Annotated in this window: 25 protein-coding genes and 1 tRNA gene; 12 read left to right on the forward strand and 14 right to left on the reverse strand. The window is 63.1% G+C overall.

Going from position 1 to position 26,994, the window contains the following annotated elements; all coding sequences use genetic code 11:
- From FJ941_RS24585 to FJ941_RS24600, 4 genes are all read right to left on the reverse strand, one after another.
- Positions 1–369, reverse strand: a 369-nt coding sequence (locus FJ941_RS24585; protein ID WP_140509693.1) for an HTH domain-containing protein, incomplete at its 3' end; no start/stop codon positions are given.
- Positions 370–441: 72 nt separating this feature from the next.
- Positions 442–849, reverse strand: a complete 408-nt coding sequence (locus tag FJ941_RS24590) for a hypothetical protein (protein WP_140509695.1) — start codon at positions 847–849, stop codon at positions 442–444.
- Positions 850–915: 66 nt separating this feature from the next.
- Positions 916–1,506 carry a DJ-1/PfpI family protein gene (locus FJ941_RS24595; RefSeq protein ID WP_140509697.1) on the reverse strand — a complete coding sequence of 197 codons (591 nt, stop codon included), beginning with the start codon at positions 1,504–1,506 and terminating at the stop codon, positions 916–918.
- An 84-nt stretch (positions 1,507–1,590) separates the two neighbouring features.
- On the reverse strand, positions 1,591–1,758 hold the full coding sequence (locus tag FJ941_RS24600) for a hypothetical protein (protein WP_015315361.1): 168 nt from the start codon (positions 1,756–1,758) through the stop codon (positions 1,591–1,593).
- A 265-nt stretch (positions 1,759–2,023) separates the two neighbouring features.
- Here FJ941_RS24600 and FJ941_RS24605 point away from each other — a divergent pair, with 265 nt between their 5' ends.
- The gene (locus tag FJ941_RS24605; protein WP_140509699.1) at positions 2,024–2,977 is read left to right on the forward strand and encodes a ring-cleaving dioxygenase; all 954 of its coding nucleotides are present in this window, start codon (positions 2,024–2,026) and stop codon (positions 2,975–2,977) included.
- Positions 2,978–3,074: 97 nt separating this feature from the next.
- Positions 3,075–3,254 carry a hypothetical protein gene (locus FJ941_RS24610; protein ID WP_210242231.1) on the forward strand — a complete coding sequence of 60 codons (180 nt, stop codon included), beginning with the start codon at positions 3,075–3,077 and terminating at the stop codon, positions 3,252–3,254.
- Positions 3,255–3,279: 25 nt separating this feature from the next.
- Here FJ941_RS24610 and FJ941_RS24615 read toward each other — a convergent pair whose 3' ends face one another.
- The 7 genes from FJ941_RS24615 to tkt all read right to left on the reverse strand — a co-directional run bounded on the left by FJ941_RS24615 (position 3,280) and on the right by tkt (position 12,820).
- Positions 3,280–3,996: an SGNH/GDSL hydrolase family protein gene (locus FJ941_RS24615; protein WP_140509810.1), complete on the reverse strand. Its 717-nt coding sequence runs from the start codon at positions 3,994–3,996 to the stop codon at positions 3,280–3,282.
- Between the two features lie 148 nt (positions 3,997–4,144).
- Positions 4,145–4,888, reverse strand: a complete 744-nt coding sequence (locus tag FJ941_RS24620; protein ID WP_140509702.1) for a thioredoxin family protein — start codon at positions 4,886–4,888, stop codon at positions 4,145–4,147.
- A gap of 178 nt (positions 4,889–5,066) precedes the next feature.
- Positions 5,067–6,092 carry a class I fructose-bisphosphate aldolase gene (locus FJ941_RS24625; protein ID WP_140509704.1) on the reverse strand — a complete coding sequence of 342 codons (1,026 nt, stop codon included), beginning with the start codon at positions 6,090–6,092 and terminating at the stop codon, positions 5,067–5,069.
- Between the two features lie 147 nt (positions 6,093–6,239).
- Positions 6,240–7,436, reverse strand: a complete 1,197-nt coding sequence (locus FJ941_RS24630; RefSeq protein ID WP_140509706.1) for a phosphoglycerate kinase — start codon at positions 7,434–7,436, stop codon at positions 6,240–6,242.
- A gap of 157 nt (positions 7,437–7,593) precedes the next feature.
- Positions 7,594–9,474 carry a potassium/proton antiporter gene (locus tag FJ941_RS24635; RefSeq protein WP_140509708.1) on the reverse strand — a complete coding sequence of 627 codons (1,881 nt, stop codon included), beginning with the start codon at positions 9,472–9,474 and terminating at the stop codon, positions 7,594–7,596.
- 186 nt (positions 9,475–9,660) lie between these two features.
- Complete coding sequence (gap, locus tag FJ941_RS24640) at positions 9,661–10,671, reverse strand: type I glyceraldehyde-3-phosphate dehydrogenase (RefSeq protein ID WP_027141887.1); 1,011 nt, start codon at positions 10,669–10,671, stop codon at positions 9,661–9,663.
- A gap of 157 nt (positions 10,672–10,828) precedes the next feature.
- Complete coding sequence (gene tkt / locus FJ941_RS24645) at positions 10,829–12,820, reverse strand: transketolase (RefSeq protein WP_140509710.1); 1,992 nt, start codon at positions 12,818–12,820, stop codon at positions 10,829–10,831.
- Between the two features lie 262 nt (positions 12,821–13,082).
- Here tkt and FJ941_RS24650 point away from each other — a divergent pair, with 262 nt between their 5' ends.
- From FJ941_RS24650 to FJ941_RS24665, 4 genes are all read left to right on the forward strand, one after another.
- Entirely contained in the window at positions 13,083–13,355 is a 273-nt protein-coding gene (locus tag FJ941_RS24650; RefSeq protein ID WP_015315371.1) for a DUF4164 domain-containing protein, read from the forward strand.
- A gap of 11 nt (positions 13,356–13,366) precedes the next feature.
- The gene (locus tag FJ941_RS24655; protein ID WP_140509712.1) at positions 13,367–13,732 is read left to right on the forward strand and encodes a cell division protein ZapA; all 366 of its coding nucleotides are present in this window, start codon (positions 13,367–13,369) and stop codon (positions 13,730–13,732) included.
- A 211-nt stretch (positions 13,733–13,943) separates the two neighbouring features.
- Complete coding sequence (locus tag FJ941_RS24660; protein WP_140509714.1) at positions 13,944–14,603, forward strand: peroxiredoxin; 660 nt, start codon at positions 13,944–13,946, stop codon at positions 14,601–14,603.
- A gap of 144 nt (positions 14,604–14,747) precedes the next feature.
- Positions 14,748–15,620, forward strand: coding sequence for an MBL fold metallo-hydrolase (locus tag FJ941_RS24665; protein WP_140509716.1), 873 nt, complete (start codon positions 14,748–14,750; stop codon positions 15,618–15,620).
- Between the two features lie 82 nt (positions 15,621–15,702).
- On the opposite strand, the gene rpoH is transcribed toward FJ941_RS24665, so the two are convergent.
- Entirely contained in the window at positions 15,703–16,614 is a 912-nt protein-coding gene (gene rpoH / locus FJ941_RS24670) for an RNA polymerase sigma factor RpoH (RefSeq protein WP_015315375.1), read from the reverse strand.
- Positions 16,615–16,804: 190 nt separating this feature from the next.
- On the reverse strand, positions 16,805–17,860 hold the full coding sequence (locus FJ941_RS24675; RefSeq protein ID WP_140509718.1) for an RluA family pseudouridine synthase: 1,056 nt from the start codon (positions 17,858–17,860) through the stop codon (positions 16,805–16,807).
- 26 nt (positions 17,861–17,886) lie between these two features.
- Between FJ941_RS24675 and FJ941_RS24680 the strand changes: the two genes are divergently transcribed.
- The 4 genes from FJ941_RS24680 to FJ941_RS24695 all read left to right on the forward strand — a co-directional run bounded on the left by FJ941_RS24680 (position 17,887) and on the right by FJ941_RS24695 (position 19,775).
- The gene (locus FJ941_RS24680; RefSeq protein WP_140509720.1) at positions 17,887–18,270 is read left to right on the forward strand and encodes a fimbrial protein; all 384 of its coding nucleotides are present in this window, start codon (positions 17,887–17,889) and stop codon (positions 18,268–18,270) included.
- Positions 18,271–18,306: 36 nt separating this feature from the next.
- Positions 18,307–18,714, forward strand: a complete 408-nt coding sequence (locus FJ941_RS24685) for a VOC family protein (protein WP_140509722.1) — start codon at positions 18,307–18,309, stop codon at positions 18,712–18,714.
- Positions 18,715–18,804: 90 nt separating this feature from the next.
- Positions 18,805–18,879 (forward strand) — tRNA-Glu (locus FJ941_RS24690).
- Positions 18,880–19,406: 527 nt separating this feature from the next.
- Positions 19,407–19,775 carry a cell envelope integrity protein TolA gene (locus tag FJ941_RS24695; protein ID WP_140509724.1) on the forward strand — a complete coding sequence of 123 codons (369 nt, stop codon included), beginning with the start codon at positions 19,407–19,409 and terminating at the stop codon, positions 19,773–19,775.
- Between the two features lie 99 nt (positions 19,776–19,874).
- On the opposite strand, the gene FJ941_RS24700 is transcribed toward FJ941_RS24695, so the two are convergent.
- Positions 19,875–20,090 (reverse strand): hypothetical protein, encoded by a 216-nt coding sequence (locus FJ941_RS24700; protein WP_084636366.1) that lies wholly within the window; start codon positions 20,088–20,090, stop codon positions 19,875–19,877.
- Between the two features lie 757 nt (positions 20,091–20,847).
- Between FJ941_RS24700 and FJ941_RS29535 the strand changes: the two genes are divergently transcribed.
- Together FJ941_RS29535 and FJ941_RS24715 are read left to right on the forward strand one after the other, a co-directional pair.
- Positions 20,848–21,330, forward strand: a complete 483-nt coding sequence (locus FJ941_RS29535) for a DUF2865 domain-containing protein (protein WP_246673980.1) — start codon at positions 20,848–20,850, stop codon at positions 21,328–21,330.
- Positions 21,331–21,962: 632 nt separating this feature from the next.
- Positions 21,963–26,513, forward strand: a complete 4,551-nt coding sequence (locus FJ941_RS24715) for a PAS domain-containing protein (protein ID WP_181169953.1) — start codon at positions 21,963–21,965, stop codon at positions 26,511–26,513.
- Positions 26,514–26,994 lie beyond the last annotated feature (481 nt).

Here is a 26,994-nt window from a genome sequence, read left to right on the forward strand (position 1 = left end):
GTGGATCTCGGTGCGGGCGATGCGGTCCTTTTCGGCATCGGGCAGCACGGCACCGATCTTGACCAGCGCTTCGTCGGCGGCCCGCGCCATCGCAGCGCCGCCAAAGGCGCGAACCATACGGGCGCCGGCAACCAGCGCCACGATTTCGTCACGCGTGAACATCAACGGCGGAAGGTCGAAACCCTCCCTCATCATGTAGCCAACGCCGGCCTCGCCGTCGATCGGCACGCCCGTCGACTGCAGGTCGGCTATGTCGCGATAGATGGTTCGCTCGGAAACCTCGAGCCACGTGCCGAGCTTCTGGGCGGTAACCAAACGGCCACCACGCAGATGCTGCACGATCTGAAAGAGCCTGTCGGCGCGGCGCATCGTTTGCTTCCCCAGTATTTCTCCCATGCATGGCGTGGCTCCCTGACCGGATCCACTTCCACATGACATGCATTACGGTTTCAGCCCTTCGCGCTTGCGCTGCGTGGCAACAAATTTCGCGCCGAAGGACAGGTTCCTCGTTGTCGGCGTCTTCGCATCCAGCACGCGCCAGAAGGGAGCGATGTCGCGGAGCGTCATGCCGCGCTCGAAATCCTCCTTGGCGGCTTCAGCGACCGTGCGCAGATGATAGCCCATGGTGACCGGGCATGTCACTTCGGCGCCGTGCTCGATGGCAAGCGCCGTGCGCAGCGCACGAACGTCCATCTCGACGCCTTCAGGGATAGAGCGGATGAAATCATCGATCTGGCGCGCGGTCGGCACCAGCATCGGCTGGCCCTCGACGACGTCTCCCACCGTGCGCGGCGTTGGTTTCACACCGTTGATACCAGGCGTGTTCAGCCTGTCGTTCCAGTTTTTCATCGATCGTCCTCTCGGCCGGCCATGTGCATCATCCCACCATCGCACGCGCCTCCTGACAGCATACTGTCAGGAGGCTTCAGCATACTCCTTGGCGAACAGCGTCCGCATCTGCGCGAGATCGCCGCCTTTTTCCGGGTAGAGCGTCTGCAGAAAGGCAAGGGCGAAAGTGCCGGGCGCCGAACCCGGCGCGGACACGATCCTGCCGTCGGCCACGGCGTAAGGCACGTCCTGATAATTGCCCTCGCCGGCATAGCCGGCCTCGTGGTGGTTGATCCAGTCACGGCCATTGCTGGTATGCTTGGCGTTCGCGAACATGCCGGCTCGAGCCAGCGCAAGCGTCCCGGCGCAAATCCCGCCAACGACACCGCCGCGCCTGGCGACGGCCGCCAGCAGTTCGGATATATCCGGCGGCGCCTTGCCCGCCCACTGGTCGGAACCGATTACGGCCACGGCATCGAGATCGGTATTCTCATCGACGCTGGCCGACCGGTCTGGTGTCAGCCGAAAACCGCTGATTCCGGTCACCGGCTTGCCTTCGGGCGTAACCGAGACGGCGCGAGCGCCGAACCATTCGACCGCCGACGCCGCCAGCAGCCCATATTCCCAGTCGGCAAAACCCTCGATGAACAGAAAGCCGATTGTCTTCCGATCGGGCATAAGCTCGCTCCATCCCTCGCGCGCCGGACCTAATATCTGGGTGCTGACGCGTCAGCGTCCAACTGCTGCGTTGAAAATTTCGTCTCAATTGCCGTGATGGCGACGCTCGGCATACATGTCAGGCCAGCCGATATCCTTGCGAATGTCGGCGGGCAGCGCATTCATGAACCGCTGGGTCCGGATCTCGTTGCGCATCGTGCGGATCTTGCCGACATAATGCTGCATGCCGCGCAGAATGGTAAAACCGTTCATGACCAATCTCCTCTCTCTAACTGGAGACAGTATCGCACACCTCTGCTGACAGCAGTCTGTCAGGAGGATGGCAGGTCGTGCGACGACAGTTCCGTTTTTGCCGTGACAGGTCATGCGGCTGCGGATCGTTCACCGGGACCAGGCTAATCGGGGCGTATTGTTCATCGCCTGGTGACGAACTGTCGGGATAGGCGGCCTTCAACGAGGTGACCGGAGTTCTGATATCAAAAGAGAAAATTCTTCCCCCAAAAACAGGGAGACGACCATGAGCTTGCAACTGACAGGAATTCACCATCTGACCGCCATCACCGCCAATGCGCCCGGCAATCTTCATTTCTACACGAAGGTGCTGGGGCTGCGGCTGGTCAAGAAGACGGTGAACCAGGATGATACCTCGGCCTACCATCTCTTTTATGCCGACGGCGAGGCAACGCCGGGTACCGACCTCACCTTCTTCGACTGGCCGGTCGGCCGCGAACGGCGTGGCACGCACAGCATCGCGCGGACCAGTCTCAGGGTCGGCAGCCGGGAGAGCCTTGCCTGGTGGAAGCAGAACCTTGCCAGCGAAGGCATCGCGACAGGAGAGATTGCCGATATCGGCGGTTACCCCAGCCTGGATTTCGAGGACCCCGAAGGCCAGCGCCTGCGGCTCGTCAGCGATGGCGGCGAGGGCGGCAGCCATCCCTGGGTGCAAAGCCCGGTGCCGGCCGAGCATCAGATCCGTGGGCTCGGGCCGATCGTGATCAGTGTCCCCGACATCACCAACACCGAGGCGGTGCTGACCGAGGTGATGAACTTGCGCAAGGCGCGTGGTTATGCCTCGCCGGACGGCGAGGGCCAGGTCCACGTCTTCGAGATGGGCGCGGGCGGGCCGGCGGCGGAGCTTCATGTGGCCGTGCAGCCTGGGCTGGCGCCCGCAAGCCAAGGCGCCGGTGCGGTTCACCACGTCGCCTTCAGGGCGCCGGACCAGGAGACGTTGCATCAATGGACAGCGCGTCTGGCCGAATTCCGGCTGCCGTCGAGCGGCGAGGTCGAGCGCTACTACTTCCGCTCGCTCTATTTCCGCGAGCCGAACGGCATCCTGTTCGAGATCGCCACCGACGGGCCGGGGTTCACCGCCGATGAGCCGCTGGAGACGCTCGGCGAAAGCCTTGCCCTGCCGCCGTTCCTCGAGGCAAAACGCGCCTCGATCGAGGCCGGCCTCAAGCCGCTGAAATGATCGCTGCGCGATCAAGGCGGGCGCCGCGTTCCGGTTCGGGATCGCGGCGCCTTTTCTTTCCCGGAGACAGAACGAACCGCTTTGACAGGTGTCAGCGTTGCTGGTCAAAGGCTACATGACGAAACTCCTCGCCCTTGTCATTGTCGGGTTCATGGTGATTCAGATCATCAAGCCGCTCGGTTGGCCCGGGCTCAGGCGTCGCGGCGATTTCTGGAAATTGGCATTGCTCGCCATGGCGGCAATCTCGCTGGCGGCCGTGCTCGGGCATTTGACATAGGCCCTCGCGACACCTGCCGTCGGCTTCAGTCCGCAAGCACCGGGCCGACGAGATGTTCCGCCCACGCCCGGTAACCGGCCTCCGAGGCATGAAACCCGTCGGAGGCAAAGCCGGCCTCGGGATTGGTGATCGGCAGGCGCGGGGCCGGCACCGCGCCGCGTTCCAGGCAGAGCCGTTCGCCCATCCGGTTCATTGCGGTGGCGCGGATCTCGAGGATCTTGCCGAGCAGCGACGGCATGGCCGGCGCACGCGTGAACTCCAGCACTGGCGACCATACCACGCGCGCCTCCGGCCATTTGGCGCGCAATGCATAGAGCAGGCCGCCGAACTCTCTCTTGAAACGCGGTACGGAATGAAAATTCTTGGTGTCGTTGGTGCCGATGGCAAGCACGATATGCGTCCACGGATCGGCCGACAGATTGGGCAGGACGTGGTCGCGGATCTGGCCCGACGTCGCCGAATTGAAGCCGGCGGCACGCCAGCGCACAGCGCTGCCGGTGCGCTGCGCAATCATGACGGCAAGCTGCGCGGCAAGGCCGTTTTCGGAATTGCCGATGCCGACCGACGCGGCGGAGGAATCGCCCAGCACCAGTAGCGAAATCGCTGGCGCCTCGCCGGTGAGATCGTGCATGACCGGGCCTTGCGCCGGCAGCATGCGCGAGGTGCGGCGGCGCACGCCCAATCCCTGCCAGACATAGGCGGGGAAGGCGAGCCAGGTGAGGATGGTCGGAAAGCGTAGCATCGCTGGTCCATTGAACTGGTTTTCGACCAGCATTTAACGCATGTCGCGAGACAGGTGAACGAGCAGTTCCGGTGAAAAAACGATCGCCTCGAGCGCTCTACCCTTTGTCTTACGCAATTCCGAAGGCAAGACTGCTTCGCACTGCTGGTTAGCCATCGTGGCAACCGCGCTCCGCTTGCGGCTCGCCTGCATATTGGTCGTGCAGCCGCACCCAATCCATCAGGTTGCGGTAGAGGCCGGTCTCGTCGCGGCCCTTCGGCGTCAGGTCCAGATAGTGGTAGGCGCCGATCAGTTGTTCGCCGCCACGGGCACGCGAAACGAAGGTCAGGAAAATGTCGCCGTTCTCGTCCCTGTAGAAAACGCTGGCGCCCGGAAGCTCCTTCGATGTCCGGGGTCGGGTCTCGAAATTGTAGGTGGTGTCGCCAGCCGCGATCTGCCTGTCGGTGAAGGAAACCTGCATATCGAAGTTGAAATCCGACGCATAGGACGACACCCAGTCGAACTTCCAGCCCATGCGCTGCTTGTAGGCTACAAGCTCGTCCAGCGGCGCGCGCGAGATTACGACCAGCGATACGTCGTGGTGCATGAGGTGCTGGTTGGCACCGTCGATATGATCGGCAAGAAAGGAGCAGCCTTCGCAATGATTGACGCAGCCCGGCCCGAACATGAAATGGTAGACGATCAGCTGGCTGTTGGCGCCAAACAGATCGGCAAGTTTCTTCGGCCCTCGTTCGGTCTCGAAGACGTAGTCCTTGCGAATTTTCAGCCAGGGCAGTTCGCGCCGCTCGGCCGCGATGCGTTCGCGAAGCCGCGTCAGTTCCTTCTCGCGGGCCAGATGTGCCTTATGAGCCTCGAACCATTCTTCGCGCGAAACGACCTTGTTGCGATGCATGAACTTCTCCCTGTTTGCACCCCAAGGACGTACGGGATGGGCGCAAGCCGACATCGCCGCTGCCAGGAATGCCCAGAGAAAATAAGAATGCGAATGCCTTGCCCCAAGGCCGGTGCGACAAAACGAAAAACCCGGGCATATCGGCCCGGGTTTGAAGGGAAGGGACAGCAGTGGGTCTTCAGGCAGCCTGTTCCAGGCTCGCCTTCCATTTACCGAGTGCCGCCAGGTGGTTCATGTGGGCGCGGTGGGTGAAGGCGGCCTGGCCGGCGGCGACGTTCGAGGCCTTGCCGCTCCAGGCCTTCTGCGGGGCGGCCTGCAGCGCGCGGCCGTAGGAGAAGGTCAGCTTCCACGGATGCGGGCCGATGGCGTTGATGGCATTGAGGTTGGCGGTCGCCTCCTCGTCCTCCTGGCCGCCGGAAAGGAAGGCGATGCCCGGCACCGCCGCCGGCACCGTCTCGCGAAACAGTTTTATGGTCTTTGCCGCGACTTCCTCGGGGCTGTCCACCGTGCCCGACTTTTTGCCAGAGAGCACCATGTTGGGCTTCAGGATCGTACCTTCGAGCACGACACGGGCGGCATAAAGCTCGTCATAGAGCTTCGTCAGCGTGGCCTTGGAAACCTCGTAGCAGGTGCCGATGTCGTGGGCGCCGTCCATCAGCACTTCAGGCTCGACGATCGGCACGATGCCGGCTTCCTGGCAAAGGGCCGCATAGCGGGCGAGCGCATGCGTGTTCGCGCCGATCGAGGTGGCCGAGGGCACGCCCCTGGTCGTGTCGATGTCGATCACCGCGCGCCATTTGGCGAAGCGGGCGCCGAGCTTATAATAGTCGGCAAGGCGCTCTCGCAACCCGTCGAGGCCCTCGGTGATGGTGTCGCCGGGAAAGCCTGCCAGCGGCTTGGCGCCGGCATCGACCTTGATGCCGGGAATGGCACCTGATGTCTTGATGATGTCGACCAGCGGCGTCCCGTCGGCGGCTTTCTGGCGGATGGTCTCGTCATAGAGGATGACGCCGGAAATGTACCTGGTCATCGCGTCCTTGGCGCGGAACATCATCTCGCGATAGTCGCGACGGCTGTCGGCGGTCGATTCGACGCCGATGACGTCGAAGCGCTTCTTGATGGTGCCGGAGCTTTCATCGGCGGCCAGCAGGCCCTTGCCGTTGGCAACGATCGCGGCGGCAATGTCTTCGAGACGTTCGCTCATCATGCTTCTCCTGAACCGGTTTATCTGCGCCTAGCAGAACACTACCGCCAAAGGAATGATGCCGGAAAGCTCGAATCGATTGAAAGTCGCCGGCGCCGCCGCCGGCTCCCTAGAGTTGATCGGATTGTTGGCGAGCCGCCGAACGCCTCAGCGCTTGAGCACGTCGACGCCGGGCAACGGCTTGCCTTCCATCCACTCCAGGAAGGCGCCGCCGGCGGTCGAGACATAAGTGAAATCGTCGGCGACACCGGCATGGTTGAGCGCCGCCACCGTATCGCCGCCGCCGGCGACCGAAACCAGCTTGCCGGCCTTTGTACGCGCGGCCGCATGCCTGGCCGCCGCCACCGTGGCGTGATCGAACGGCTCGATCTCGAAGGCGCCGAGCGGACCGTTCCAGACCAGCGTCGCCGCGCGGTCGATCCATTCGCCGATCGTCGTCACGGTCTTGGCGCCGACATCGAGAATCATGCCGTCGGCTGGTACGTCGGAGATGGCGACGGTTTCGCAGGCGGCACCCGCCTTGAATTCCTTGGCGACGACGCCGTCGACCGGCAGGATGATGGCGCAGCCGGCTTCGGCGGCCTCGATCATGATCTGCTTGGCGGTCGGGGCCAGGTCATGCTCGCACAGCGACTTGCCGACATCGGTGCCGCGCGCGGCGAGAAAGGTGTTGGCCATGCCGCCGCCGATGACCAGCGCGTCGACTTTCTTCACCAGGTTCATCAACAGGTCGATCTTGGTCGAGACCTTGGCGCCGCCGACGATGGCGACAACCGGACGCACCGGGTTGCCCAGTCCTTTCTCCAGCGCCTCAAGCTCGGCCTGCATGGTGCGGCCGGCGAAGGAGGGCAACAGGTGTGCCAGCCCTTCAGTCGAGGCATGAGCGCGGTGGGCGGCGGAAAAGGCATCGTTGACGAAGATGTCACCATTGGCGGCGAGCCGTTCGGTAAAGGCGGGATCGTTCTTCTCCTCGGCCTTGTAGAAGCGGGTGTTTTCGAGCAGCAGGACGTCGCCCTTGTCCATGGCGGCGACAGCGCTTCCCGCCGTGTCGCCGACGCAATCGCTGGCGAAGCCGACGGGGCGGCCGAGCACCCCAGCGGTCGCCTTGGCGATCGGCTCCAGTGAGAATTCCGGCGAAGGACCATCCTTGGGCCGGCCGAAATGGGCGAGCAGGATGACCTTGGCGCCCTTGCCGGACAATTCGGCGATGGTCGGCGCGATGCGTTCGATGCGGGTTGCGTCGGTGACCTTGCCGTCGGCGACGGGAACGTTGAGGTCGACGCGCACCAGCACGCGCTTGCCGCTGATGTTGCCGATATCGTCCAGTGTCTTGAAGGCAGCCATGCCGGTCCCTTTCGTCTGAAAATCGCCGGGACCATACCCCGCATCGGCGGCGATGCAAGGCTTTGGCCGGGGCCGGATGCGAAATTTTGAGACGGGCGGGGACATAGTCGGTGAAGACCGCCCGGCGCATGTCGAGGCGGTGCAACGGCCGACCGTGTCAGCTTTCGGCCGATGCCTTCTCGACCGGCGGCTCCGGGGTGTCATCCGCCCGCGGTGCCACCTGCGTCTCAGCCGGCTTACGCCAGTCGCGGATAAAGGCGACGAGACGGTCGCCGATCTCGCCGGCACTGAGGAAGACCGGCACCCTTGCCACCGGCGCGGTCGGTTCGAAAGATAGGCCGAGCCCGGTGATTTTGCCCTTGTCGTCGACGTCGCGCACGATCAGTTCGATCGGACCGAGCAGCACGCGGTCGGCATATTCGGCATGGCCGCCGAGCCGCGCCGTGACCAGTGCGCCGACGGTTTGCTTCTGCTCGGCCTCGGTGAGACCGGGCGCGTAGGCGGCTTCCAGTTCGGCGGCGGAACGTGCCGGATCGACGGCGAAGGCACCGAAGAAATCGGCATCCTCCGGATCGACCACGGCGCGGCTGGCGAACAGCTTGTCGAGCAGGCGCGGATAGCGGTCGGGCACGAAGATGTAGACCTGATCGCCGGCGGCGAGCCGGCCCATGTCCTGGAAGCGCATCGAGCGACCGTCACGCAGCACCAGCGAGGGCCGCGCCCAGCGCGGGATGCGCTCGCCGCGCGCCACCGGACTGCCCGGCGCCACACGATAGGCAAGGAGCTCGTGATGCGCGGAGCCGGGCAGTTCCAGCTCGACCTTGTCCAGCGGTCCGAGCCGCGCCGGCACGATCAGGCCCAGGCGACGCGCCAGTGGGCCGACGGTCCAGCCCTGGATGACCAGCGACACCAGAACGATGATGAAGGCGGCGTTGAAGATGGTGCGGCCGTTCTCCAGCCCGCCGAGCAGCGGTGTAATGGCGAGCAGGATGGATACGGCGCCGCGCAGGCCGACCCAGGAGACGAAGGCGACTTCGGGACGCGGCAGGCGGAACGGGATCAGGCAGAGCCAGACCGCGACAGGGCGGGCGACGAACATCAGGAACAGGCCAAGCAGCACCGCAGGCACCATGATGGCCGGAAATTGCGAGGGCGTCGCGAACAAGCCGAGGATCAGGAACATGATGATCTGCGCCAGCCACGACATGCCGTCCTGGAAGCGCTTCAGGATGGTGACGGCGCGGATGTCGGAATTGCCTGCGATGAGCCCGGCGATGTAGACCGCCAGGAAGCCCGATCCGCCGATCGCGCCGGCGGCTGCGAAGACCATCAGCGACAGGGTCAGCACGAAGATCGGCAACAGGCCATGGTCGAGGTTGAGCCGGTCGACCAGGCGCACGATGGCGAGGCCGCCAAGCACGCCGACGATGGCGCCGAGGCCCATGTTGATGAGGAAACCAAGGATCAGATTGGTGACCAGGGCATTGGTTTCGGGATTGGCGTGGGCGGCGATGATCTCGACCAGTGTGATGGTCAGGAAGATGGCGATCGGATCGTTGGTGCCGGATTCCACCTCGAGCGTGGAGCGCACGCGCTCGCGCAGATTGATCTCGCCGGCGCGCAGCAGGAAAAACACCGCCGCCGCATCGGTCGAGGCGACGGCGGCGCCGAGCAGGAAGGATTCCAGCCAGCTGAGGTCGAGCAGATAATAGGCGGCGGCGCCGAACAGGCCGGTGGTGAGAAGCACGCCGAAGGTCGCCAGCGACAGGGCTGGTCCCGCCGCCTGCCGCAAAGCGTTGAGCGGCGTGCCGAAACCGGAATCGAACAGGATGACGGCGAGCGCCAGTGAGCCGGCAAAATAGGCGACGCGGGCGTTGTCGAACTGGATGCCGAGGCCGTCGGTTCCGGTGGCGAGCCCGATGCACAGAAACAGGAGCAGGAGCGGGGCGCCGAAGCGGAAGGCGATCAGGCTCGAAAACGCGGCGGCGACAACAAGCGCCGTGCCGACCAGCGTGACGAGATAGATCGCATGCTCCATCCGTGATTTGCCCCTCGAATTCCTCTGCTTGCTGGCTTTACGGCAGAGTGGGGCGAAGGCGTGACCAGTGCAAGGCGGGAGGGTGGTTTTTTGCCCCGCGCCGCTGATTTTCGCGTTGCTGCTCCGGCAAACGAAAACGCCCGGACGAAGCCGGGCGTTTCGAGTGTCGAGAAGACGGATCTTCGATCAGGCGATGGTCTTGCCGAAAGCGACGGCGGTATCGCCCATGCGGTTGGAAAAGCCCCATTCATTGTCGTACCACGACAGCACCGAAACGAAGTTGCCGTCCATCACCTTGGTCTGGTCGAGCGCCATGATCGAGGAGCGCGGATCGTGGTTGAAATCGATCGACACGTTCGGGTGATGGGTGACGCCGAGGATGCCCTTCAGCTTGCCGTTGGAGGCGGCGATCACCGCCTCGTTGATTTCCTGCACCGTGGTCGACCGCTTGGCGATGAACTTGAAGTCGACGACCGACACATTCGGCGTCGGCACGCGGATCGAGATGCCGTCGAGCTTGCCCTTGAGGTCGGGCAGGACGAGGCCGATGGCCTTGGCGGCGCCGGTCGAGGTCGGGATCTGCGACAGGGCGGCGGCGCGGGCGCGGTAGAGATCCTTGTGCATGGTGTCCAGCGTCGGCTGGTCGCCAGTGTAGGAATGGATCGTCGTCATCATGCCCTTTTCGATGCCGACCGTCTCGTGCAGGACGGCCGCGAGCGGCGCCAGGCAGTTGGTGGTGCAGGACGCATTCGAGATGACGATGTGGTCCTTGGTCAGCTTGTCGTGGTTGATGCCGTAGACGACGGTCAAGTCAGCGCCGTCGGCAGGTGCCGAGACCAGCACGCGCTTGGCCCCGGCGGTCAGGTGCGCGGCGGCCTTGTCGCGGGCGGTGAAGATGCCGGTGCATTCGAGCGCGATGTCGACGCCGAGTTCCTTCCATGGCAATTGCGTCGGGTCCTTGATCGCCGTGACCTTGAACTTCTCCTTGCCGACGGTGATCTGGTCGCCGTCGACCGACACTTCATGCGGGAAACGGCCGTGCACGCTGTCAAAGCGCAGCAGGTGGGCGTTGGTCTCGACGGGGCCGAGATCGTTGACGGCGACGACATCGATGTCCCTGCGGCCGGACTCATGGATGGCGCGCAGGATGTTGCGGCCGATGCGGCCAAACCCGTTGATGGCAACTCTGACGGTCATTGTTCTCTCCCTGGGAGCTGGAAGGCAGACGATTGTTCCGCAGCTTCATAGCGGCGGACGGGCGAAGAATCCAGCCGCAGCGGGCCGGATTTAAATCGATTAGGTTAGGCCAGTTCGGCAAAACCGCTTTTCACGCGATCTCGCCGGACCCCCAAAGTCATTTACCGTGCAAGCGAGCTTCCGCTGCCTTGGCGGCCGCCTCGGCGGTGATACCGAAATGCGGATAGAGCTGCTCGATGGTCCCCGAGGCGCCGAAGCCGGTCATGCCGATGAAGATGCCATCGGAGCCGATAAGATGATCCCAGCCCTGGCGGATGCCGGCCTCGATCGCCATCTTGATCGGCGCGTCGCCGATCGTCTTCTTTCGGTAGGCGTCGCTCTGCTTATCGAATAGTTCGAAGCAAGGCACCGAGACGACACGGGTCGGGTGGCCATGCCTTTCCAGAAGGTCGCGGGCGCCGAGCGCGATCTCGACCTCGGAACCGGTGGCGAAGATCGTTACCGCGGCTTCACCGCTGGCGGCGGCGAGTTCATAGGCGCCCAGGCTGCTCAGGTTGTTTTCGGTGAACTCGGTGCGCACGGTCGGCAGGTTCTGACGGGTCAGCGCCAGCGTCGACGGCGTCTTTTCGGATTCGAGCGCGATCTGCCAGCATTCGGCGGTCTCCACGGCGTCGGCCGGACGGAACACATTGTGATTGGGAATGGCGCGCAGGGCCGCCATGTGCTCGACCGGCTGGTGGGTCGGGCCGTCTTCGCCCAGACCAATGGAATCATGGGTCATGACGAAGATCGAGCGGATGCCCATCAGCGAGGCAAGCCGCATCGACGGACGGGCATAGTCGGAGAAACACAGAAAGGTGCCGCCATAGGCGATAAGGCCGCCATGCAGCGTCAACCCATTGATGGCCGCGGCCATGCCATGCTCGCGAACGCCGTAGTGAACGTAGCGCTGGCCGTAATCGTCCGGCGTGATGTTCTTGGTCTGGCTGGTCTTGGTGTTGTTGGAGCCAGTCAGATCGGCCGAGCCGCCGATGGTCTCGGGCACCGCGCCGTTGATGACTTCCAGCGCCATCTCGGACGATTTGCGGGTGGCGACCTTCGGCTTGTCGGCCGTAAGCTTCTTCTTGTAGTCGGCGATGACGGCGTCGAAATTCGCCGGCAGCTTGCCCGCGGTGCGGCGCTCGAACTCGGCCTTCAGCTTCGGATCGGCCTTGGCGAGGCGGCCTTCCCAGTCGGTGCGCGCCTTGACGCCAGCCTTACCGGCGGTGCGCCAGGCGTCGAGGATGTCGGCTGGAATCTCGAAGGGCGGCGAGTCCCAGCTGAAGAACTTGCGCGCGCCGGCGATCTCGTCGGCGCCCAGCGGCGAGCCATGCGCCTTGTTCGTGCCGGCCTTGGTCGGGGCGCCGAAACCGATCGTCGTCTTGCAGGCGATCATCGTCGGCTTGTCCGAGTGGCGTGCGGCCTCGATGGCGTAGGCGATCGCTTCCGGATCGGTGCCGTCGATATGGCTCGCATTCCAGCCGGATGCCTGGAAGCGGGCAACCTGGTCGGTGTTGTCGGCGAGCGAGACCGGGCCGTCGATCGAGATGTTGTTGTTGTCCCAGAAGACGATCAGCTTGTTGAGCTTGAGGTGGCCAGCAAGCGCGATGGCTTCCTGGGAAACACCTTCCATCAGGCAGCCGTCGCCGGCCAGCACATAGGTGTAGTGGTTGACGAGGTCGTTGCCGAAGGCGGCGTTCATGATGCGCTCACCAAGCGCGAAGCCGACCGAATTGGCGAGGCCCTGGCCGAGCGGACCGGTCGTGGTCTCGATGCCGGTGGCATGGCCGTATTCGGGATGGCCCGCTGTCTTCGAGCCCAGCTGGCGGAAGTGCTTGATCTGGTCGATGGTCATGTCTTCGTAACCGGTCAGATGCAGCAACGAGTAGAGCAGCATCGAGCCATGGCCCGCCGACAGGATGAAGCGGTCGCGGTCGGCCCAGTGCGGGGCCTTGGGGTCGTATTTCAGGAAGCGGGTGAACAGCACCGTGGCGATGTCGGCGCAGCCCATGGGCAGGCCAGGATGGCCGGAATTCGCCTTCTCGACGGCGTCCATGGAGAGAAAACGGATCGCATTGGCCATCCGGTCATGTTGTTCACGCGACGTCATGGTACCTCCAGGGTGGGGGTTTGGGGGCTTGGGAGAGCCCTTGAAAAGGGTGCGCGACACATAGCAGGCGCGGGCTTTTAGTCAACAAATCGGGTGCACATTTGCCGGTCTTGTGATGCCGCAGGCGGGACTACTTTAGCGTTAGCGGGGGACAGTCGCGAGAGCTTTGTTGACGTGGCCTTCACCCGGTGCCTAATGTTTCTGACATAACGCGTTCTGAACGCGAACGATTCGGTGATGGGCAGGGCACAGGACGAAGGCCATGACCGGGGAAACCACGCTCAAGGAAGTAATCGCCAGGCTGAGCAAGGCCATCGAGGGGCTGGAAAACGCGGTCGCGGCCAAGCTCGAGCACGAACGCGACTATTCGGAAGCCGAGGCAGAAGTGCAGCGGATGAATGCCGATCGCTCGCGGCTGGCGCAGGAGCTCGACAATTCCGAAGCGCGCGCCGAACGGCTGGAAGACGCCAACAAGGAAGTCTCGCGACGGCTGGTGACCGCGATGGAAACCATCCGCGCCGTGTTGGACAGATAGGAGCTGGCCCGATGGCACAGGTCACGGTTTTAATCGACGGCAAGCAGTACCGCATGGCCTGCGACGAGGGCCAGGAAGAGCATCTGATCGATCTCGCCGAACGCTTCGATCGTTATGTCTCGCATCTGAAGGATTCTTTTGGCGAGATTGGCGACCAGCGGCTGACCGTCATGGCCGGCATCATGGTGATGGACGAGCTTTCCGAACTGCAGAAGCGCGTCAAGGGCATGGAGAGCGAAGTGCTGACCTTGCGCAAGACGCGCGACGAGGCACTGACCAAGGCCGACAAGAGCGACAGCGTGCTGACCAACGCGCTCGGCGCCTTGGCGCAGCGCATGGAAGACCTGGCGACGTCGCTGGCGATCACCAAGGCCTGAGGCGGGCCTCGCCGATCCCTGGCGTTTGTCTCATGCCCAATGTCACGCTTTATTTTCGCCCCGATCCGAAGGCGCGGAAAAATTTTTGCCCGTCGGGTGAATAGCCGTCATCTCCACCGTTTAATCAGTCACGTAGCGGTGCTAGGAATAGGTGCCGGCGCCGGCCGGCGATAGAATGCAGGCTAAATTTCACCAGGGGTAGGGATAGGTCATGAGTCTTCGTATCAACGACATCGCGCCGGACTTCACCGCCGAGACCACGCAAGGGACCATCAAGTTCCATGACTGGATCGGCGACGGTTGGGCGATCCTGTTCAGCCATCCGAAGAATTTCACGCCGGTCTGCACGACCGAGCTTGGCACGATGGCGGGGCTCGAGGGCGAGTTCAAGAAGCGCAACGTCAAGATCATCGGCATTTCGGTCGACCCGGTCGAAAGCCACGGCAAATGGCAGGACGACATCAAGACGGCGACGGGCCATTCGGTGCACTATCCGCTGATCGGCGACAAGGACCTCAAGGTCGCCAAGCTCTACGACATGCTGCCAGGCGGCGCCGGCGAAACCTCGGAAGGCCGCACGCCCGCCGACAACGCCACCGTGCGCTCGGTCTACGTCATCGGACCGGACAAGAAGATCAAGCTGGTGCTGACCTATCCGATGACGACGGGGCGCAACTTCGACGAGATCCTGCGCGCGGTCGATTCCATGCAGCTCACCGCCAAGCACCAGGTGGCGACGCCGGCGAACTGGAAGCAGGGCGAGGACGTCATCATCACGGCCGCCGTTTCCAACGAGGATGCGATCAAGCGCTTCGGCGCTTACGAGACCATCCTGCCTTACCTCAGGAAGACCAAACAACCTTCCGCCTGAAGCCGACTCGTCGGAACAGTTTTTGGTTTTCCGCTCCTGCGAGCCAAGTCATGCTTGACTGGCTCGACGGGGCGGACAACCATGCTCGCGGCGGGTTCCGGCGGAGAAAATCGTTCCTGCCGGCTGTGAGCGATGGAGCCGGGAATGGATGTAGCTTTGGCCAGGCCTTTGGTCAGCGGCTTCTATGACAAGCCGACCGGAGCCATCCAGTATGTCGTCGCGGACCCGACGACGAAGCGCTGCGCCATCATCGATCCGATCCTGGATTTCGACGAGAAATCCGGCGCAACGGGTACGAGGAGCGCGGATGCGCTGCTCGCTTTCATTGGAGAAAATGGGCTGGAGCTCGAGTGGATTCTCGACACCCATCCCCACGCCGACCATTTCTCAGCGGCGCACTATCTGAAACAGAAGACCGAAGCGCCGATGGCGATCGGCGACAGGATCGTCGACGTCCAGGCACTATGGAAGGTCATCTACAACTGGCCCGATTTTCCCGCCGACGGTTCGCAGTGGGACAGGCTGTTTGCCGAAGGCGAGACGTTTCGGATCGGAACCCTTCCAGTCAAGGTGCTGTTCTCACCCGGACATACGCTGGCCTCGATCACCTATGTGATCGGTGACGCCGCCTTCGTGCATGACTCGCTGTTCATGCCCGACAGCGGCACGGCAAGGACGGATTTTCCCGGCGGCAGCGCCGCGCGGCTCTGGCGTTCGATCCGGGGCATCCTGGCCCTGCCGGAGGAAACCCGGCTGTTCGTCGGCCATGATTACCAGGCCGGCGGGCGCGAGCCGATGTGGGAGAGCACGGTCGGAGCGCAAAAGGCGACCAACATCCATCTTGTCGCTGCCCGCAGCGAGGCCGAGTTCGTCGCCCTGCGCGAGACGCGTGACCGGACATTGCCGATGCCGCGGCTGATCCTGCATGCGCTGCAGGTCAACATGAATGGCGGACGGCTGCCGGAGCCGGAAGCCAATGGCCGGCGGTACCTCAAGTTTCCGCTTGATGGGCTTTGAGGGTACGCTCCGGCTTCTTGTATACAAAGAGGGCGGCGCCAGTTTCCTGACGCCGCCCTCTATTTCGTAATCGGTCCCGGCTTTAAGCCGCCGGCTGCGCCTCGATGGTGCGCAGCGCCTGCATCTGGCGCTTGGCGGCGGCCTTGACGGCATCCTGCACCTTCTCGAAAGCGCGCACCTCGATCTGGCGCACGCGCTCGCGGCTGATGTCGAACTCGGCCGAAAGCTCTTCCAGGGTGAGCGGCTCCTCGGCGAGGCGACGCGCCTCGAAGATGCGCCGCTCGCGATCGTTGAGCACGGCCAGAGCGCCCGACAGCATGCCGCGCCGGTTTTCCAGTTCGTCCTGCTCGATCAGCATCTCTTCCTGGCTTTCGTGGTCGTCGACCAGCCAGTCCTGCCATTCGCCGGACTCGCCTTCCGTCGCCCGGATCGGCGCGTTGAGTGACGCGTCGCCGGACAGGCGGCGGTTCATCGACACCACTTCGGCCTCGGAAACGTTCAGCCGCGTGGCGATTTCGGCGATCTGGTCGGGCTTGAGATCGCCGTCGTCCAGCGCTTGAATCTTGCCCTTCACCTTGCGGAGATTGAAGAACAGGCGCTTCTGGTTGGCGGTCGTGCCCATCTTGACCAGGCTCCACGAGCGCAGGATGTATTCCTGGATCGAGGCCTTGATCCACCACATGGCGTAGGTCGCGAGGCGGAAACCGCGCTCGGGTTCGAATTTCTTGACGGCCTGCATCAGGCCGACATTGCCTTCCGAGATCACCTCGCCGATCGGCAAGCCGTAGCCGCGATAGCCCATGGCGATCTTGGCGACGAGCCTCAAATGGCTGGTGACGAGCTTATGCGCGGCCGTGGTGTCTTCATGCTCGGCATAACGCTTGGCGAGCATGTATTCTTCCTGCGGCTGAAGCATGGGAAAGCGGCGGATTTCTTCCAGATAGCGGCTGAGGCCGCCTTCGCCGGAAACGATACTGGGTAATGACTGGGCCATGATAGCGCCCCCTCTCTATTGGAGTAATGCCCCCGAAACGCGGCGGGCATGTGACGCGAGCACCAAAAGGCTCGCCCGCGACATCAGATCTTATACAGGAACAAAACCAGAAAAGACAGGCATTTGTTCAACACGAAACAGTGTGTCACGCTGAAGTGAACAATGACAGTCAGGTTTTTTGATGGTTGGTTCAGAGTCTGCGGAAGCCGTCGACGAGTTCCTCCATATCCTCCGGTATCGACGCCTCGAACCTCACCGTTACATGGGTAGTGGGGTGCCGAAATACAAGGAGCCAGGCATGCAAAGCTTGCCGGGAAAATGCCTTGACCTGAGTTTTCAGGGGCTCCGGCAGCCGATTGGCCTTGGTGCGGAATGCCAAGCCGTAATCGGGATCGCCGATAACGGGATGGCCGATATGGGCCATGTGGACGCGGATCTGGTGGGTGCGGCCGGTTTCCAGCCGGCATTCGACGAGGCTCGCGGTGGCGAATTCCCGCTGGCCCTCGCCGAAGCGCTCTTGCACGGCAAAGCGGGTGACGGCGTGGCGCGCGTCGTCGCGGTCTTCCGGCACGACGGCGCGGCGCACCCGGTCGGCGGCGCGGCCAAGCGGCGCATCGATCGTGCCGGTCGGCCTTTGCGGTGTACCCCAGACCAAAGCCAGGTAGGCGCGTTCGAGGTCGCCGGTCAGGCCGTGGTCGGCGAAAGCTTCCGATAGCGACTTATGGGCGCGGTCGGTCTTGGCGACCACCATGACGCCGCTGGTCTCCTTGTCGAGGCGGTGGACGATGCCCGGGCGACGCACCCCGCCAATGCCCGACAGGCTGTCGCCGCAATGGTGGATGAGCGCATTGACCAGCGTGCCGGTCCAGTTGCCGGCGCCGGGGTGCACGACAAGCCCCGCCGGCTTGTTGATGACGATCAACTCGTTGTCTTCGTAGAGCACGTCGAGCGCGATGTTCTCGCCCTGCGGCAGCGCCGGTTCCGGTTCCGGCATAGCGACCGACACATTTTCGCCAGCGCTCATCTTGCGCTTGGTTTCGTTGACCGGCTTGCCGTCGATGACGACGCCGCCTTGCCTGATCAGCATCTGCACGCGACTGCGTGACATGTCCGGGCCAAGCGCTGCCGCCAGCCACTGGTCGAGGCGTTGGCCGGCCGCATCCGCGCCGGCGACCAGCAAGGTGGGCGCGGCCTCTATCAACAGGTCCTCTATCAATTCGGGGGCCTCTTCGCTATGAGCGCTCATCGAAAAACCATTCCGGAATATTTGCCATGGCCCGGCCCGATGCCGATGAAGAGCAGGAAAAGCCGCTTGACCCCGCGGTCGACAAGCTGCGCGGCAGGCTCATCCGCTTCATGGCCATCAATCTCGGCCTGCTCCTTCTGGCTCTTATGGTGGTGATCGCGGCGATTGTCTACAAATCACGCAAGGCAACGCCGGTGAGCCCGCCGCTGGCCGGCGACGTCCAGGTGCCCGCCGGCGAACCGCTCAGCGGGGACATCGTGCTGCCGGTAGGCTCCCGGGTGGTCGGTCAGTCACTGTCGGGCAGCCGCCTTTCTATCGACGCCGAGCTTGCCGACGGCAGCCGTGCGATCTTCGTCTATGATATCGCCGAGCGCCGCCTGATCGGCCGTTTTGCAATCCGCAACAAATAGGCAGGCGGCAATGCAGCAAACAAGTTTGCGCCGGACATGACCGGGTTTGCCGAACATCGCCGTGTCGCGACCGTGACGCTGGTCGTCGCCGATTATGACGAGGCGATCGCCTGGTATGTCGAGCGGCTGGGTTTTAGCCTGACCGAGGATGTCGATCTCGGCGGCGGCAAGCGCTGGGTGACCGTCGCGCCGGACAACGGACAGGGTGCCAGGCTGCTGCTTGCCGAGGCGTCCGACGAGGCGCAGAGGAAAAGCATCGGCAACCAGACCGGCGGCCGGGTCTTCCTGTTCCTCGAAACCGACGATTTTCCCCGCGATCACGCCGCCATGCTGAACAAGGGCGTCGAATTCCGCGAGGCGCCGCGCTTCGAGCCCTACGGCACCGTGGCCGTTTTCGCCGATCTCCACGGCAATCTCTGGGACCTGATCGAGCTGAAACGCTAGCTTGCCGGCTGTTTTTCGTTCGATGCTGCAAAGCCGCCAAACCCCAGTTGCTTTTTCCCAGCCGCCAGCCTATATCGCCCCTTCTTGAACGCGCCCATCGTCTAGCGGTCAGGACACCGCCCTCTCACGGCGGGAACAGGGGTTCGATTCCCCTTGGGCGTACCAAGCAACGGCCCGGTCGTTGCCCTCCTGACAAGCTAACAAGTTCGGACCAATACCTGCATGGCTCGGCATGCCTCGAACGCGTGCACGATGCCCCGTGAAAAACCGGCAGTTCCCATGCCCGAATCCACCTGCCGGAAGCCGAGTTCAGGGCGGTCGCCTGGACCATCCTACCGCAAGATGATGGTCTCACGGATATCGAATCCTGACTTGGTGCGTGGGACGGCAGGCACGTTAAGGTTTGGTTTACCAATAGCCTGTCTACTGGAGACAATTCGCTTTCGGCCCGCGACCACGGATGTACTGGCGCAACTGTCGAGGCGGAAAGGAAAGGTCGGCTCAGTGCCGGCCTTTTTGTTTTTCGGCATTGGCTCGCATCGGTTTTCGGTCCGTCGCCCGGGCGGCTTCGCAGTCGGCTCTCTCCGAACAACTTTTTGGCGAGGGATATTGCCATTGCCTGTATCGGCCCTACCATCGATTCCGGCAGTCCGCGCGCGGATTGCCGGCTGGTCGTGACGATGAGGCGTGCGATGAAAGGCGTTGCAAAGCTGGTGATCGCGGGTGTGGTGTCGACAGGTGTCGTATGCACATCGGTTGCCGCAACGCTCAACACCATGGACGCTGTCGGGGCCGCGATTCAGTCGTGCTGGACGCCGCCGGCCGACGCCGGGAATTCGACTGTAACCCTGAGTTTCAGTTTCAAGCGCGACGGTACTCTGATCGGCGCGCCGCGACCAACCGCCGTCAAGGTGGCCGGCGACGACAAGGCGCGTCAGTCGTTCATCGAGGCGGCAATAGCGGCGGTGAAGAATTGTACGCCGCTGAGTTTATCGCCGGAGCTGTCGCAAGGAATTGCCGGCAACGTGTTCACACAGCAATTCGTTTCGCCCAAGCAGTAGCGGCACGCCCAAAAAAGTCTGCCATGGAACGGGCATCAAGGTGGCTGGTTCGTCTGAATCGGAAAGCTGCGTCGGGCGTCTTTCCCTGGTTGGCACAAATCAACGGCTCAGGCGCCGTACTTCGGCATGCCGTGCCAGATCCGGTGTCTCAAAGACATAGTCGCTCCATGCCGATTCAGGAATCTGCCCGGCCAGATAGCACTCGAGCAACAGGTTTTGCTCGGGGTTGAGCGGCCGTGGACCACGCTCGTGATCCCGCCCGAGAGAGTGAAAAAGGTTTCTTGTCAGTTCCGACACCGTGAAGTGGATCGACATCCGCGTTCTCCTTCGCCCCTCAACGCAGCAGCACGAGCAAAGGTTTCAAGGCCAGAGACCGGTAACGCCCGATTGATCGCATGGCTCGACACATCGGCCTGCCGACGAACGCGGATCTGTCTCCGTTGCTTCCCGGTTCGTCTCAATCTTGAAATAAAAATGTAATATGGAATTTACATGCAGGACTATATTACACTAGATTAAGTTCTGTTCAGGTTGGAAGTGTTAAAATATTAGGTATAGCTCATTTAGTTGAAGTTTGCCCAAGTCGAAAGCGCGTAGTTGTGGACTATCGGCAACAAGTATCATGGCGTTCGGATGGCCCGTTTCTGTCTTTCCATGATGATGGCGCTGGCAACGGTCGCTGCGTTTGCGTCCGGCACGACACCTTCCTACGCGGACAGTTGTGGTGCGATCAAAAGTCAATTGCTGTCCGCTGGCCGCGGCGGAGGCGTGAGCCCGGCACTGGCTCAGCTTCGTCGCCAGCTCGCGGCAATCCAGGGCCTGGAGAGGCAGCGCAAGTGCACCGCGCAAAGTGCCGCGGGCGGCTTCTTCAACGCTTGTGCCGACCTCGCTCGAAACCGGACGGAGGTGCAGCGCCAGATCGCGGCTGCGTCCAATTCCGGCCGTGACAATTCGGGCCTGCAGGCGCGGTTCGCGGCGCTCGGCTGTTCATCGGGGGGTAACGCAGGAGCGCCCGGCGCCGAAGGCGAAATCCGCGACGGCAGCGGCCGGGGCCACGACCGGCGGCAATGCGATGCTGTTTTGCGTCCGCCTTTCCGATGGGTATTTCTTCCCCGCGCCAAAGTCGCAATTCGCCGGCAACCGCGATCTCAAGGAAATGGCCGATCAATGCCGCTACATCTGCGATGATCCGGCGGTCGATCTCTACACGCTGAGCGATATCAGCCAGGAAACCGACAGCATGGTGGCGCTCGACACGCGCAAACCATACACCGAGTTGCCGGCCGCTTTCCGGTATCGCGACGATGCCAATTTCAAGGCCTGCGACGTCAAGCGTTATTATCAGCGGGTTGCCGAACTGAGGGCTAGGACGGTGACGCCCACGAACATGACCAATGCAATCATCCCTTTGCCTCAGGCAAAGCCGGACCTCGGCAGCGTCGCGGCAATTCCGGAAACCGACATCGAGGCTCCGGGTGCCGCTCAACTCCAGTCGATCGAGCCCGGCAAGCGCACCGTGCGTGTGGTCGGTCCCGCCTTCTTCCCGGCTGAATGACAGGCTGGAGCCAAGCAACCGAGGAAGGTCGCGGCGTCGCTATAGGACATTGTTCGCGGGAGCGGTCTGGCGACACTGTCAAACGCCGAACCGCTCTATTCGCAGACCATGCGAACCCTTTGGCCGGGCGCGCTCACGTTCCTGCATGCCAATTGCCTTTCGGAGTCCGATGACGGGGAAGGCGGTGGTGACGCCCTGGCCTGATGCCGTCTGTGCGGCGCAGGTTTCAGGGCCTTGCGCTCGGAAACCGGTCCGGGGGGTTGTGGCGGCCCCGGAAAGGCGCCGTTGTCGACCTGCGGCTGGTAATCGACATTGGGCGGTGGCCGGTCCCAGATCCGCCTGGCATCGAGCGGCCGCGGGATGATGACCGTGCCGTCATAGCTGCGCGAGCAGCCGCCGCCGAAAAGCAGCGCCACGCCCAGCAAGAAAGGCCCTATTCGTCCATACATTAGCAACACCCCTGCGCATGCTTATAGCGCGGCCTTGCCGCGCGCCACAACCGGACGGAATAACGCAGCAGGAACAGGCCGGTTGCGCCGTTAAGGTTAGCGGATCGTTAATGCTTCTGCGGCACATTCCGCCGATGAACCGCGGAGGGAGGGTTCGGCCTTGATTTTCGGGGTGGGGACAGCATGGCGGAAACAAACGAAGCAATCGGCGCGCGCGGCAAGCGTGAGCCCGGCAAGACAGCCGCGCATGGCGGCGATGGACCGTCCGGCGTAGACATGGATCGCGCCGGCGCGCTTCGCCAGCTCGTCGAAGCGGCTTCGGACTGGACCTGGGAAACCGACGCGGAGCTTCGCTTTTCCTGGCTTTCTCAAGACTACCAGGCTGCGACGGGCATCGATCCGGCTGATGTGCTTGGCCGGTTCCGGTTCGATTTTCTCAATCAGATCCGGAAGGGCAACCGCAGCGCGGCAGCCCATCTGGAGGACTTGCAGGCGCACCGGCCGTTCCGCGACTTCGTCTACGAAATGAAGGGTGGCCGCCCCGACTGCCGCTGGGTGCTAACGTCAGGTTTCCCGCGTTTCGACAGTGACGGAAAATTTGCCGGCTATCGCGGCATAGGCCGCAATGTCACCGCGCTGGCCAGCGCCTTCGAGGACATCGAGCCGCCGGCTGGCGGCGAGCCCGTCCAGCATCTTGCCGATCTCGAGCGGACGATGGACGCCATGCATATGGGCGTGGTGCTTCTGGATGCCGGGCTCGACACGCTGATCGTCAACAAGGCCTATCGCGATCTCTCCAGGATTCCGGATGGGGCCGTGACGGTTGGAGCGCCGTTCAGCCTTTTGATGGAACTCAACCGCCGCAACGGCATCTATGGCGACATCGACGAAGAGCAATGGCAGCGCTACCTCGCCACTCGCATCGAGGAGATCAGGGGCGGTACCGTCGCACCTCGGGAGTTTGTCCACACCGACGGGCGGACCATGATGTTCTCGGTCACGGCTCTGTCGGGAGGCAAGCGGCTGCTGACCTACTATGAGGTCACCGAGGTCAAGCGTCGTGACGCGGAGATCGAGAATGCCAACGCCAAGATCGCCGAGACATTCGCCAATCTCCGCACCATGGTCGATCAGATGCCGATCGGTGTCCTCGTCCTCGATGCCGACATGCGTGCCGAGGTCATCAACCGCGCCTTTTACGATTTCTGGCAGATCGACGCCCGGCGCGCCGAGATCGGCTGCAGCTTCCGCGATCTGATGGACGCGAGCCGCGACATAGACCCCTATGGTTCGGACGACGCGACATGGCAGCGACATGTCGCCGAACGCGAGGCTGAAATCAGAGCCGGCACAGCCGGATCGCGGCAGTTCCCGCGCAATGACGGCCGGACGCTGATCTCGTCGATGGCGGCGCTGGCCGGCGGCAAGCGGTTCATTTCCTACGTCGATATCACCGACATGAAGGACCGAGAGGCTGAACTTGCCGAAGCACTGGAGAAGGCGCGGCTGGCGGAGGCCGTGATCAACGGCGTCAAGGATCCGATCTTCGTCAAGGACGACAATCTGCGATTCGTCTTCGTCAACGAGGCCTTCGCGGCGCTGTTCAAGCAGGCGCCGCAGGCCATGCTTGGCAGGCCGGGGGGCGATTTCCTCGGACCGGCCGACGTCGCGCTGTTCGAAAGCAGCGAACGTGAGGTGCTGGCTGGCGGGCGGCAATATGAAGTGGAAGAAAGCTTCGAGGCCGACGGCGCCAGCCGTTCGCGCATTGTCAGGAAGAACCGCGTCCGCATGGCAAGCGGCCGCGACTATGTCGCCGGCTTTCTCTTCGATATTTCCGACATGAAGCGGCGCGAGACCGAAGCCGAAGATGCGCGCAAGCATCTCGCCAGCGTGCTGGAATCGCTGCCGGCAGGCGTTATCATCTACGACCGGGACGACAAGTTCGTCTTCGCCAACCACAGGCTGCAGGATTCGCTGCCGGCGCTGAAGCCCTTCTGGCAGCCCGGCCGCACTTTCCGCGAAGCGCTGGAGTTCGGCCATTCGGTCGGCTATTTCCGGTCGAGCGGCGATCCTGGAATCGACAGCCTTCACGAAGTCGATTCCGAACGCTGGCTTGATGGCATCCTGGCGCGTTACCGCCTGCCGAATTCCTCCTATGAGCGCCTCAATGGGGATGGACGCTGGTACCAGGTCTACGACATGCGCACCGGAGACGGCACCTTCATCGGCGTGCGCGTCGACATCACCGACCTGAAGAGCCGCGAGGCTGCGCTTCATCACTCGATGCGCCAGCTCGATCTCTTCCGGCATGTCATGGACGAGTTGCCGGTAGCCGCCTTCATCAAGGCGCAGGACCTGAGCATCGAATTCGTCAACAAGGCCTGGTGCGCGCTGACCGGTCTCGCCAAGGACGATGTCATCGGCCGGACCGACCGCCAGCTGTTCAGCGGCGAGGAAGCAGAGGGCTTCAGCCAGGACGACACCGATGTCGTGACGAACGGCAATGTGCGTGAGGTCGAGGAGCCCGTCACCCATCGTGACGGAACGGTGCGGCAGTTGGTGACGCGCAAGAGCCGCCTGGTGGCTACGGACGGATCGGTGCATCTGGTCGGCTCCAGCACCGACATCACCGAGGTCAAGGCACGCGAGCAAGCTCTGGAAGAGAGCATGCGCGAGAACGAGGTGTTCCGCAGCCTGATCGACAATGTACCGGTGTCGATCTACGCCAAGCGCTCCGATCTCAGGCAGTTCTATGTCAACAAGGGCTGGTGCGACCTCACCGGCTTCAGCAAGCAGGAGGCGATCGGCAACACCGACGTCGAGATCTTCGGGCCGGATGGCGAGGCCTTCGTGGCCAGCGATCTCGCCGTGCTGCGTACCGGCGAGACCCAGGAGATTGAGGAGACGGTGCGCCTTCCCGACGGCAGCGTCAGACATCAGTTCGCCCGCAAGGGCGCAATGATCGCCTCCGACGGTTCGCTCTATTTGATCGGTTCGACGACCGACATCACGGAACTGAAGCAGCGTGAGGCGGAGCTCAGCGAAGCGCGTCAGCGCGCCGTGCTCGCCGACCGCGCCAAATCGGAATTCCTCGCCAATATGAGCCATGAGATCCGCACGCCGATGAATGGCGTGCTGGGCATGGCTGAACTGCTGGCCAAATCCAATCTCGACCCGAAGCAGAAGACATTCACCGACATCATCGTCAAATCGGGCAATGCGCTGTTGACCATCATCAACGACATCCTGGATTTCTCCAAGATCGATGCCGGCCAGCTGGTGCTCGACCCGGCGCCCTTCAATCTCGCCGAGGCGATCGAGGACGTGGCGACGCTGGTGTCTACGCGGGCCAAGGAAAAGGACCTCGAACTCATCGTGCGCATCGAGCCGCGGCTCGAAAGCCTGTTCATCGGCGATGTCGGCCGCATCCGGCAAATCGTCACCAACCTGGTCGGCAATGCGGTGAAGTTCACCGAAGAAGGCCACGTGCTGGTCGATGTGAGCGGCGAACGAATTCCGACGGGAACCAGGCTGACGATCTCGGTCACCGACACCGGCATCGGCATCCCCGAGGAAAAACAGAAACTGGTGTTCGAGAAATTCAGCCAGGTCGACACGTCGTCGACAAGGCGCCACGAGGGCACCGGGCTTGGCCTTGCCATCACCTCGCGGCTGGTCGACCTGATGGGTGGCGACATCGGCGTCGAGAGCGCCGAAGGCAAGGGGTCGACCTTCTGGTTCACGGTGACGCTGCCGGGAGCCGGGCAGCAGAACGGGCAGCGCATCACGCCGGTGGACGTGACGGGCGCACGCGTGCTGATCGTCGACGACAATGCCGTCAACCGCGCCATCCTGACCGAGCAGATGACCTCGTGGAGGTTCGATTCCTGCGCGGCCGAAAGCGGCGCCGAAGGTCTCAAGGTGCTGATCGCCGCGGCAGCCTATGGCGTGGCGGTGGATTGTGTCGTGCTCGACTATCAGATGCCTGAGATGAGCGGCGCCGAAATGGCGCGCATCGTGCGCAACACCGAGGGCCTCGCGGACACGCCGATCATCATGCTGACCTCGGTCGACCAGTCGCTTGCCAACACCAGCTACCGCGATCTCGGCATCGATGCGCAGTTGATAAAGCCGGCACGCTCCTCGGTACTCCTGGAGACCTTGGTCGCGACCATCCAGCGCCATCGCCACGCCACCAACGATCAGGCCGTTCAGCCGCCAGCGAGCGAGGCGCTCGAGATTACCCCGCGGTCGCCTCTGGCGCTTTCCGAGCAGCGCGCGCAGCTGCAGCCGCCGCCGGTTCGTCCCAGACTGCCTGCCACCGGGGGCGGGCACAGGCTGGATATCCTCGTGGCCGAGGACAATGAGGTGAACCAGATGGTCTTCACCCAGATCCTCGGCGAGACCGGCTACGGTTTCGAGATCGTCGGCAATGGCCGCAAGGCACTCGACGCCTTCGGCACGCTCAATCCGTGCATGATCCTGATGGATGTCTCGATGCCGGAGATGAGCGGTCTCGAAGCGACGGCCGCGATCCGCCTGATGGAGCAGGAAACCGGTACGCATGTGCCGATCGTCGGGGTCACCGCGCATGCGCTCAAGGGTGACCGCGAACGCTGCCTGGAGGCGGGCATGGACGACTATCTGCCCAAGCCGATCAGCCCCAAGGCCCTGCTCGAGAAGGTCGAGCGTTGGGTCGGCGCCGGCCGTCAGGTCCATCGCAACGCGGGATAGCGCCCGCGTCGCTGGATTTTGGATCCGGTGAGGCAAATCGAGGGAATCAGCTGGGGATTTGCCGCTACTTCCGCGTGCAGTGACTATGGTGCGATCGCGCCATATCAAAGACGGTGTCCAGCCGGAACAATAGCAAAATCGAATTCCGCTCTTCTCAGTTACGGGCGGGAGCAGCGACCGCCTGCAAGAAACAGTGTCACTCACCCCAACGGACCTGTTTTTGGCGATGGCCCAGCCATGACACGCTCTGGCTGCGAGCAACGCGCTCCCGTCCGGATTTTCTTCACTTGGGAAAGCCCCGTCGAATTCCGGGTGCTTCCAGCCGTCGAACGGCTCAAGCCCCTGATTCCGGCGGTAAACTCGGATCGCGCCGCGAAGCGCCCGACACCGGTGCTTTTCCCGGTGCTGGCGACGCGTTACCGGGCTGACATGAAACTGTCATGCGACTGTTATAATCCAAGGCTATTGGCCTCAGCGGGCG

This window comes from Mesorhizobium sp. B2-3-13 (assembly GCF_006442195.1).
GTDB classification, from domain to species: Bacteria; Pseudomonadota; Alphaproteobacteria; order Rhizobiales; family Rhizobiaceae; genus Mesorhizobium; species Mesorhizobium salmacidum.

Bases quoted from the DNA above. Each gene is read 5' to 3' on its own strand.
- FJ941_RS24620 (WP_140509702.1), bottom strand. From the start codon at position 4,888: ATGCATCGCAACAAGGTCGTTTCGCGCGAAGAATGGTTCGAGGCTCAT.
- FJ941_RS24680 (WP_140509720.1), top strand. From the start codon at position 17,887: ATGGCCCGGCCCGATGCCGATGAAGAGCAGGAAAAGCCGCTTGACCCC.
- FJ941_RS24655 (WP_140509712.1), top strand. From the start codon at position 13,367: ATGGCACAGGTCACGGTTTTAATCGACGGCAAGCAGTACCGCATGGCC.
- tkt (WP_140509710.1), bottom strand. From the start codon at position 12,820: ATGACGTCGCGTGAACAACATGACCGGATGGCCAATGCGATCCGTTTT.
- FJ941_RS24600 (WP_015315361.1), bottom strand. From the start codon at position 1,758: ATGAACGGTTTTACCATTCTGCGCGGCATGCAGCATTATGTCGGCAAG.
- FJ941_RS24675 (WP_140509718.1), bottom strand. From the start codon at position 17,860: ATGAGCGCTCATAGCGAAGAGGCCCCCGAATTGATAGAGGACCTGTTG.
- FJ941_RS24685 (WP_140509722.1), top strand. From the start codon at position 18,307: ATGACCGGGTTTGCCGAACATCGCCGTGTCGCGACCGTGACGCTGGTC.
- FJ941_RS24715 (WP_181169953.1), top strand. From the start codon at position 21,963: ATGGCGGAAACAAACGAAGCAATCGGCGCGCGCGGCAAGCGTGAGCCC.
- rpoH (WP_015315375.1), bottom strand. From the start codon at position 16,614: ATGGCCCAGTCATTACCCAGTATCGTTTCCGGCGAAGGCGGCCTCAGC.
- FJ941_RS24625 (WP_140509704.1), bottom strand. From the start codon at position 6,092: ATGAGCGAACGTCTCGAAGACATTGCCGCCGCGATCGTTGCCAACGGC.
- FJ941_RS29535 (WP_246673980.1), top strand. From the start codon at position 20,848: ATGCTGTTTTGCGTCCGCCTTTCCGATGGGTATTTCTTCCCCGCGCCA.
- gap (WP_027141887.1), bottom strand. From the start codon at position 10,671: ATGACCGTCAGAGTTGCCATCAACGGGTTTGGCCGCATCGGCCGCAAC.
- FJ941_RS24615 (WP_140509810.1), bottom strand. From the start codon at position 3,996: ATGCTACGCTTTCCGACCATCCTCACCTGGCTCGCCTTCCCCGCCTAT.
- FJ941_RS24700 (WP_084636366.1), bottom strand. From the start codon at position 20,090: ATGTCGATCCACTTCACGGTGTCGGAACTGACAAGAAACCTTTTTCAC.
- FJ941_RS24695 (WP_140509724.1), top strand. From the start codon at position 19,407: ATGAAAGGCGTTGCAAAGCTGGTGATCGCGGGTGTGGTGTCGACAGGT.
- FJ941_RS24660 (WP_140509714.1), top strand. From the start codon at position 13,944: ATGAGTCTTCGTATCAACGACATCGCGCCGGACTTCACCGCCGAGACC.
- FJ941_RS24635 (WP_140509708.1), bottom strand. From the start codon at position 9,474: ATGGAGCATGCGATCTATCTCGTCACGCTGGTCGGCACGGCGCTTGTT.
- FJ941_RS24595 (WP_140509697.1), bottom strand. From the start codon at position 1,506: ATGCCCGATCGGAAGACAATCGGCTTTCTGTTCATCGAGGGTTTTGCC.
- FJ941_RS24650 (WP_015315371.1), top strand. From the start codon at position 13,083: ATGACCGGGGAAACCACGCTCAAGGAAGTAATCGCCAGGCTGAGCAAG.
- FJ941_RS24605 (WP_140509699.1), top strand. From the start codon at position 2,024: ATGAGCTTGCAACTGACAGGAATTCACCATCTGACCGCCATCACCGCC.
- FJ941_RS24630 (WP_140509706.1), bottom strand. From the start codon at position 7,436: ATGGCTGCCTTCAAGACACTGGACGATATCGGCAACATCAGCGGCAAG.
- FJ941_RS24665 (WP_140509716.1), top strand. From the start codon at position 14,748: ATGGATGTAGCTTTGGCCAGGCCTTTGGTCAGCGGCTTCTATGACAAG.
- FJ941_RS24590 (WP_140509695.1), bottom strand. From the start codon at position 849: ATGAAAAACTGGAACGACAGGCTGAACACGCCTGGTATCAACGGTGTG.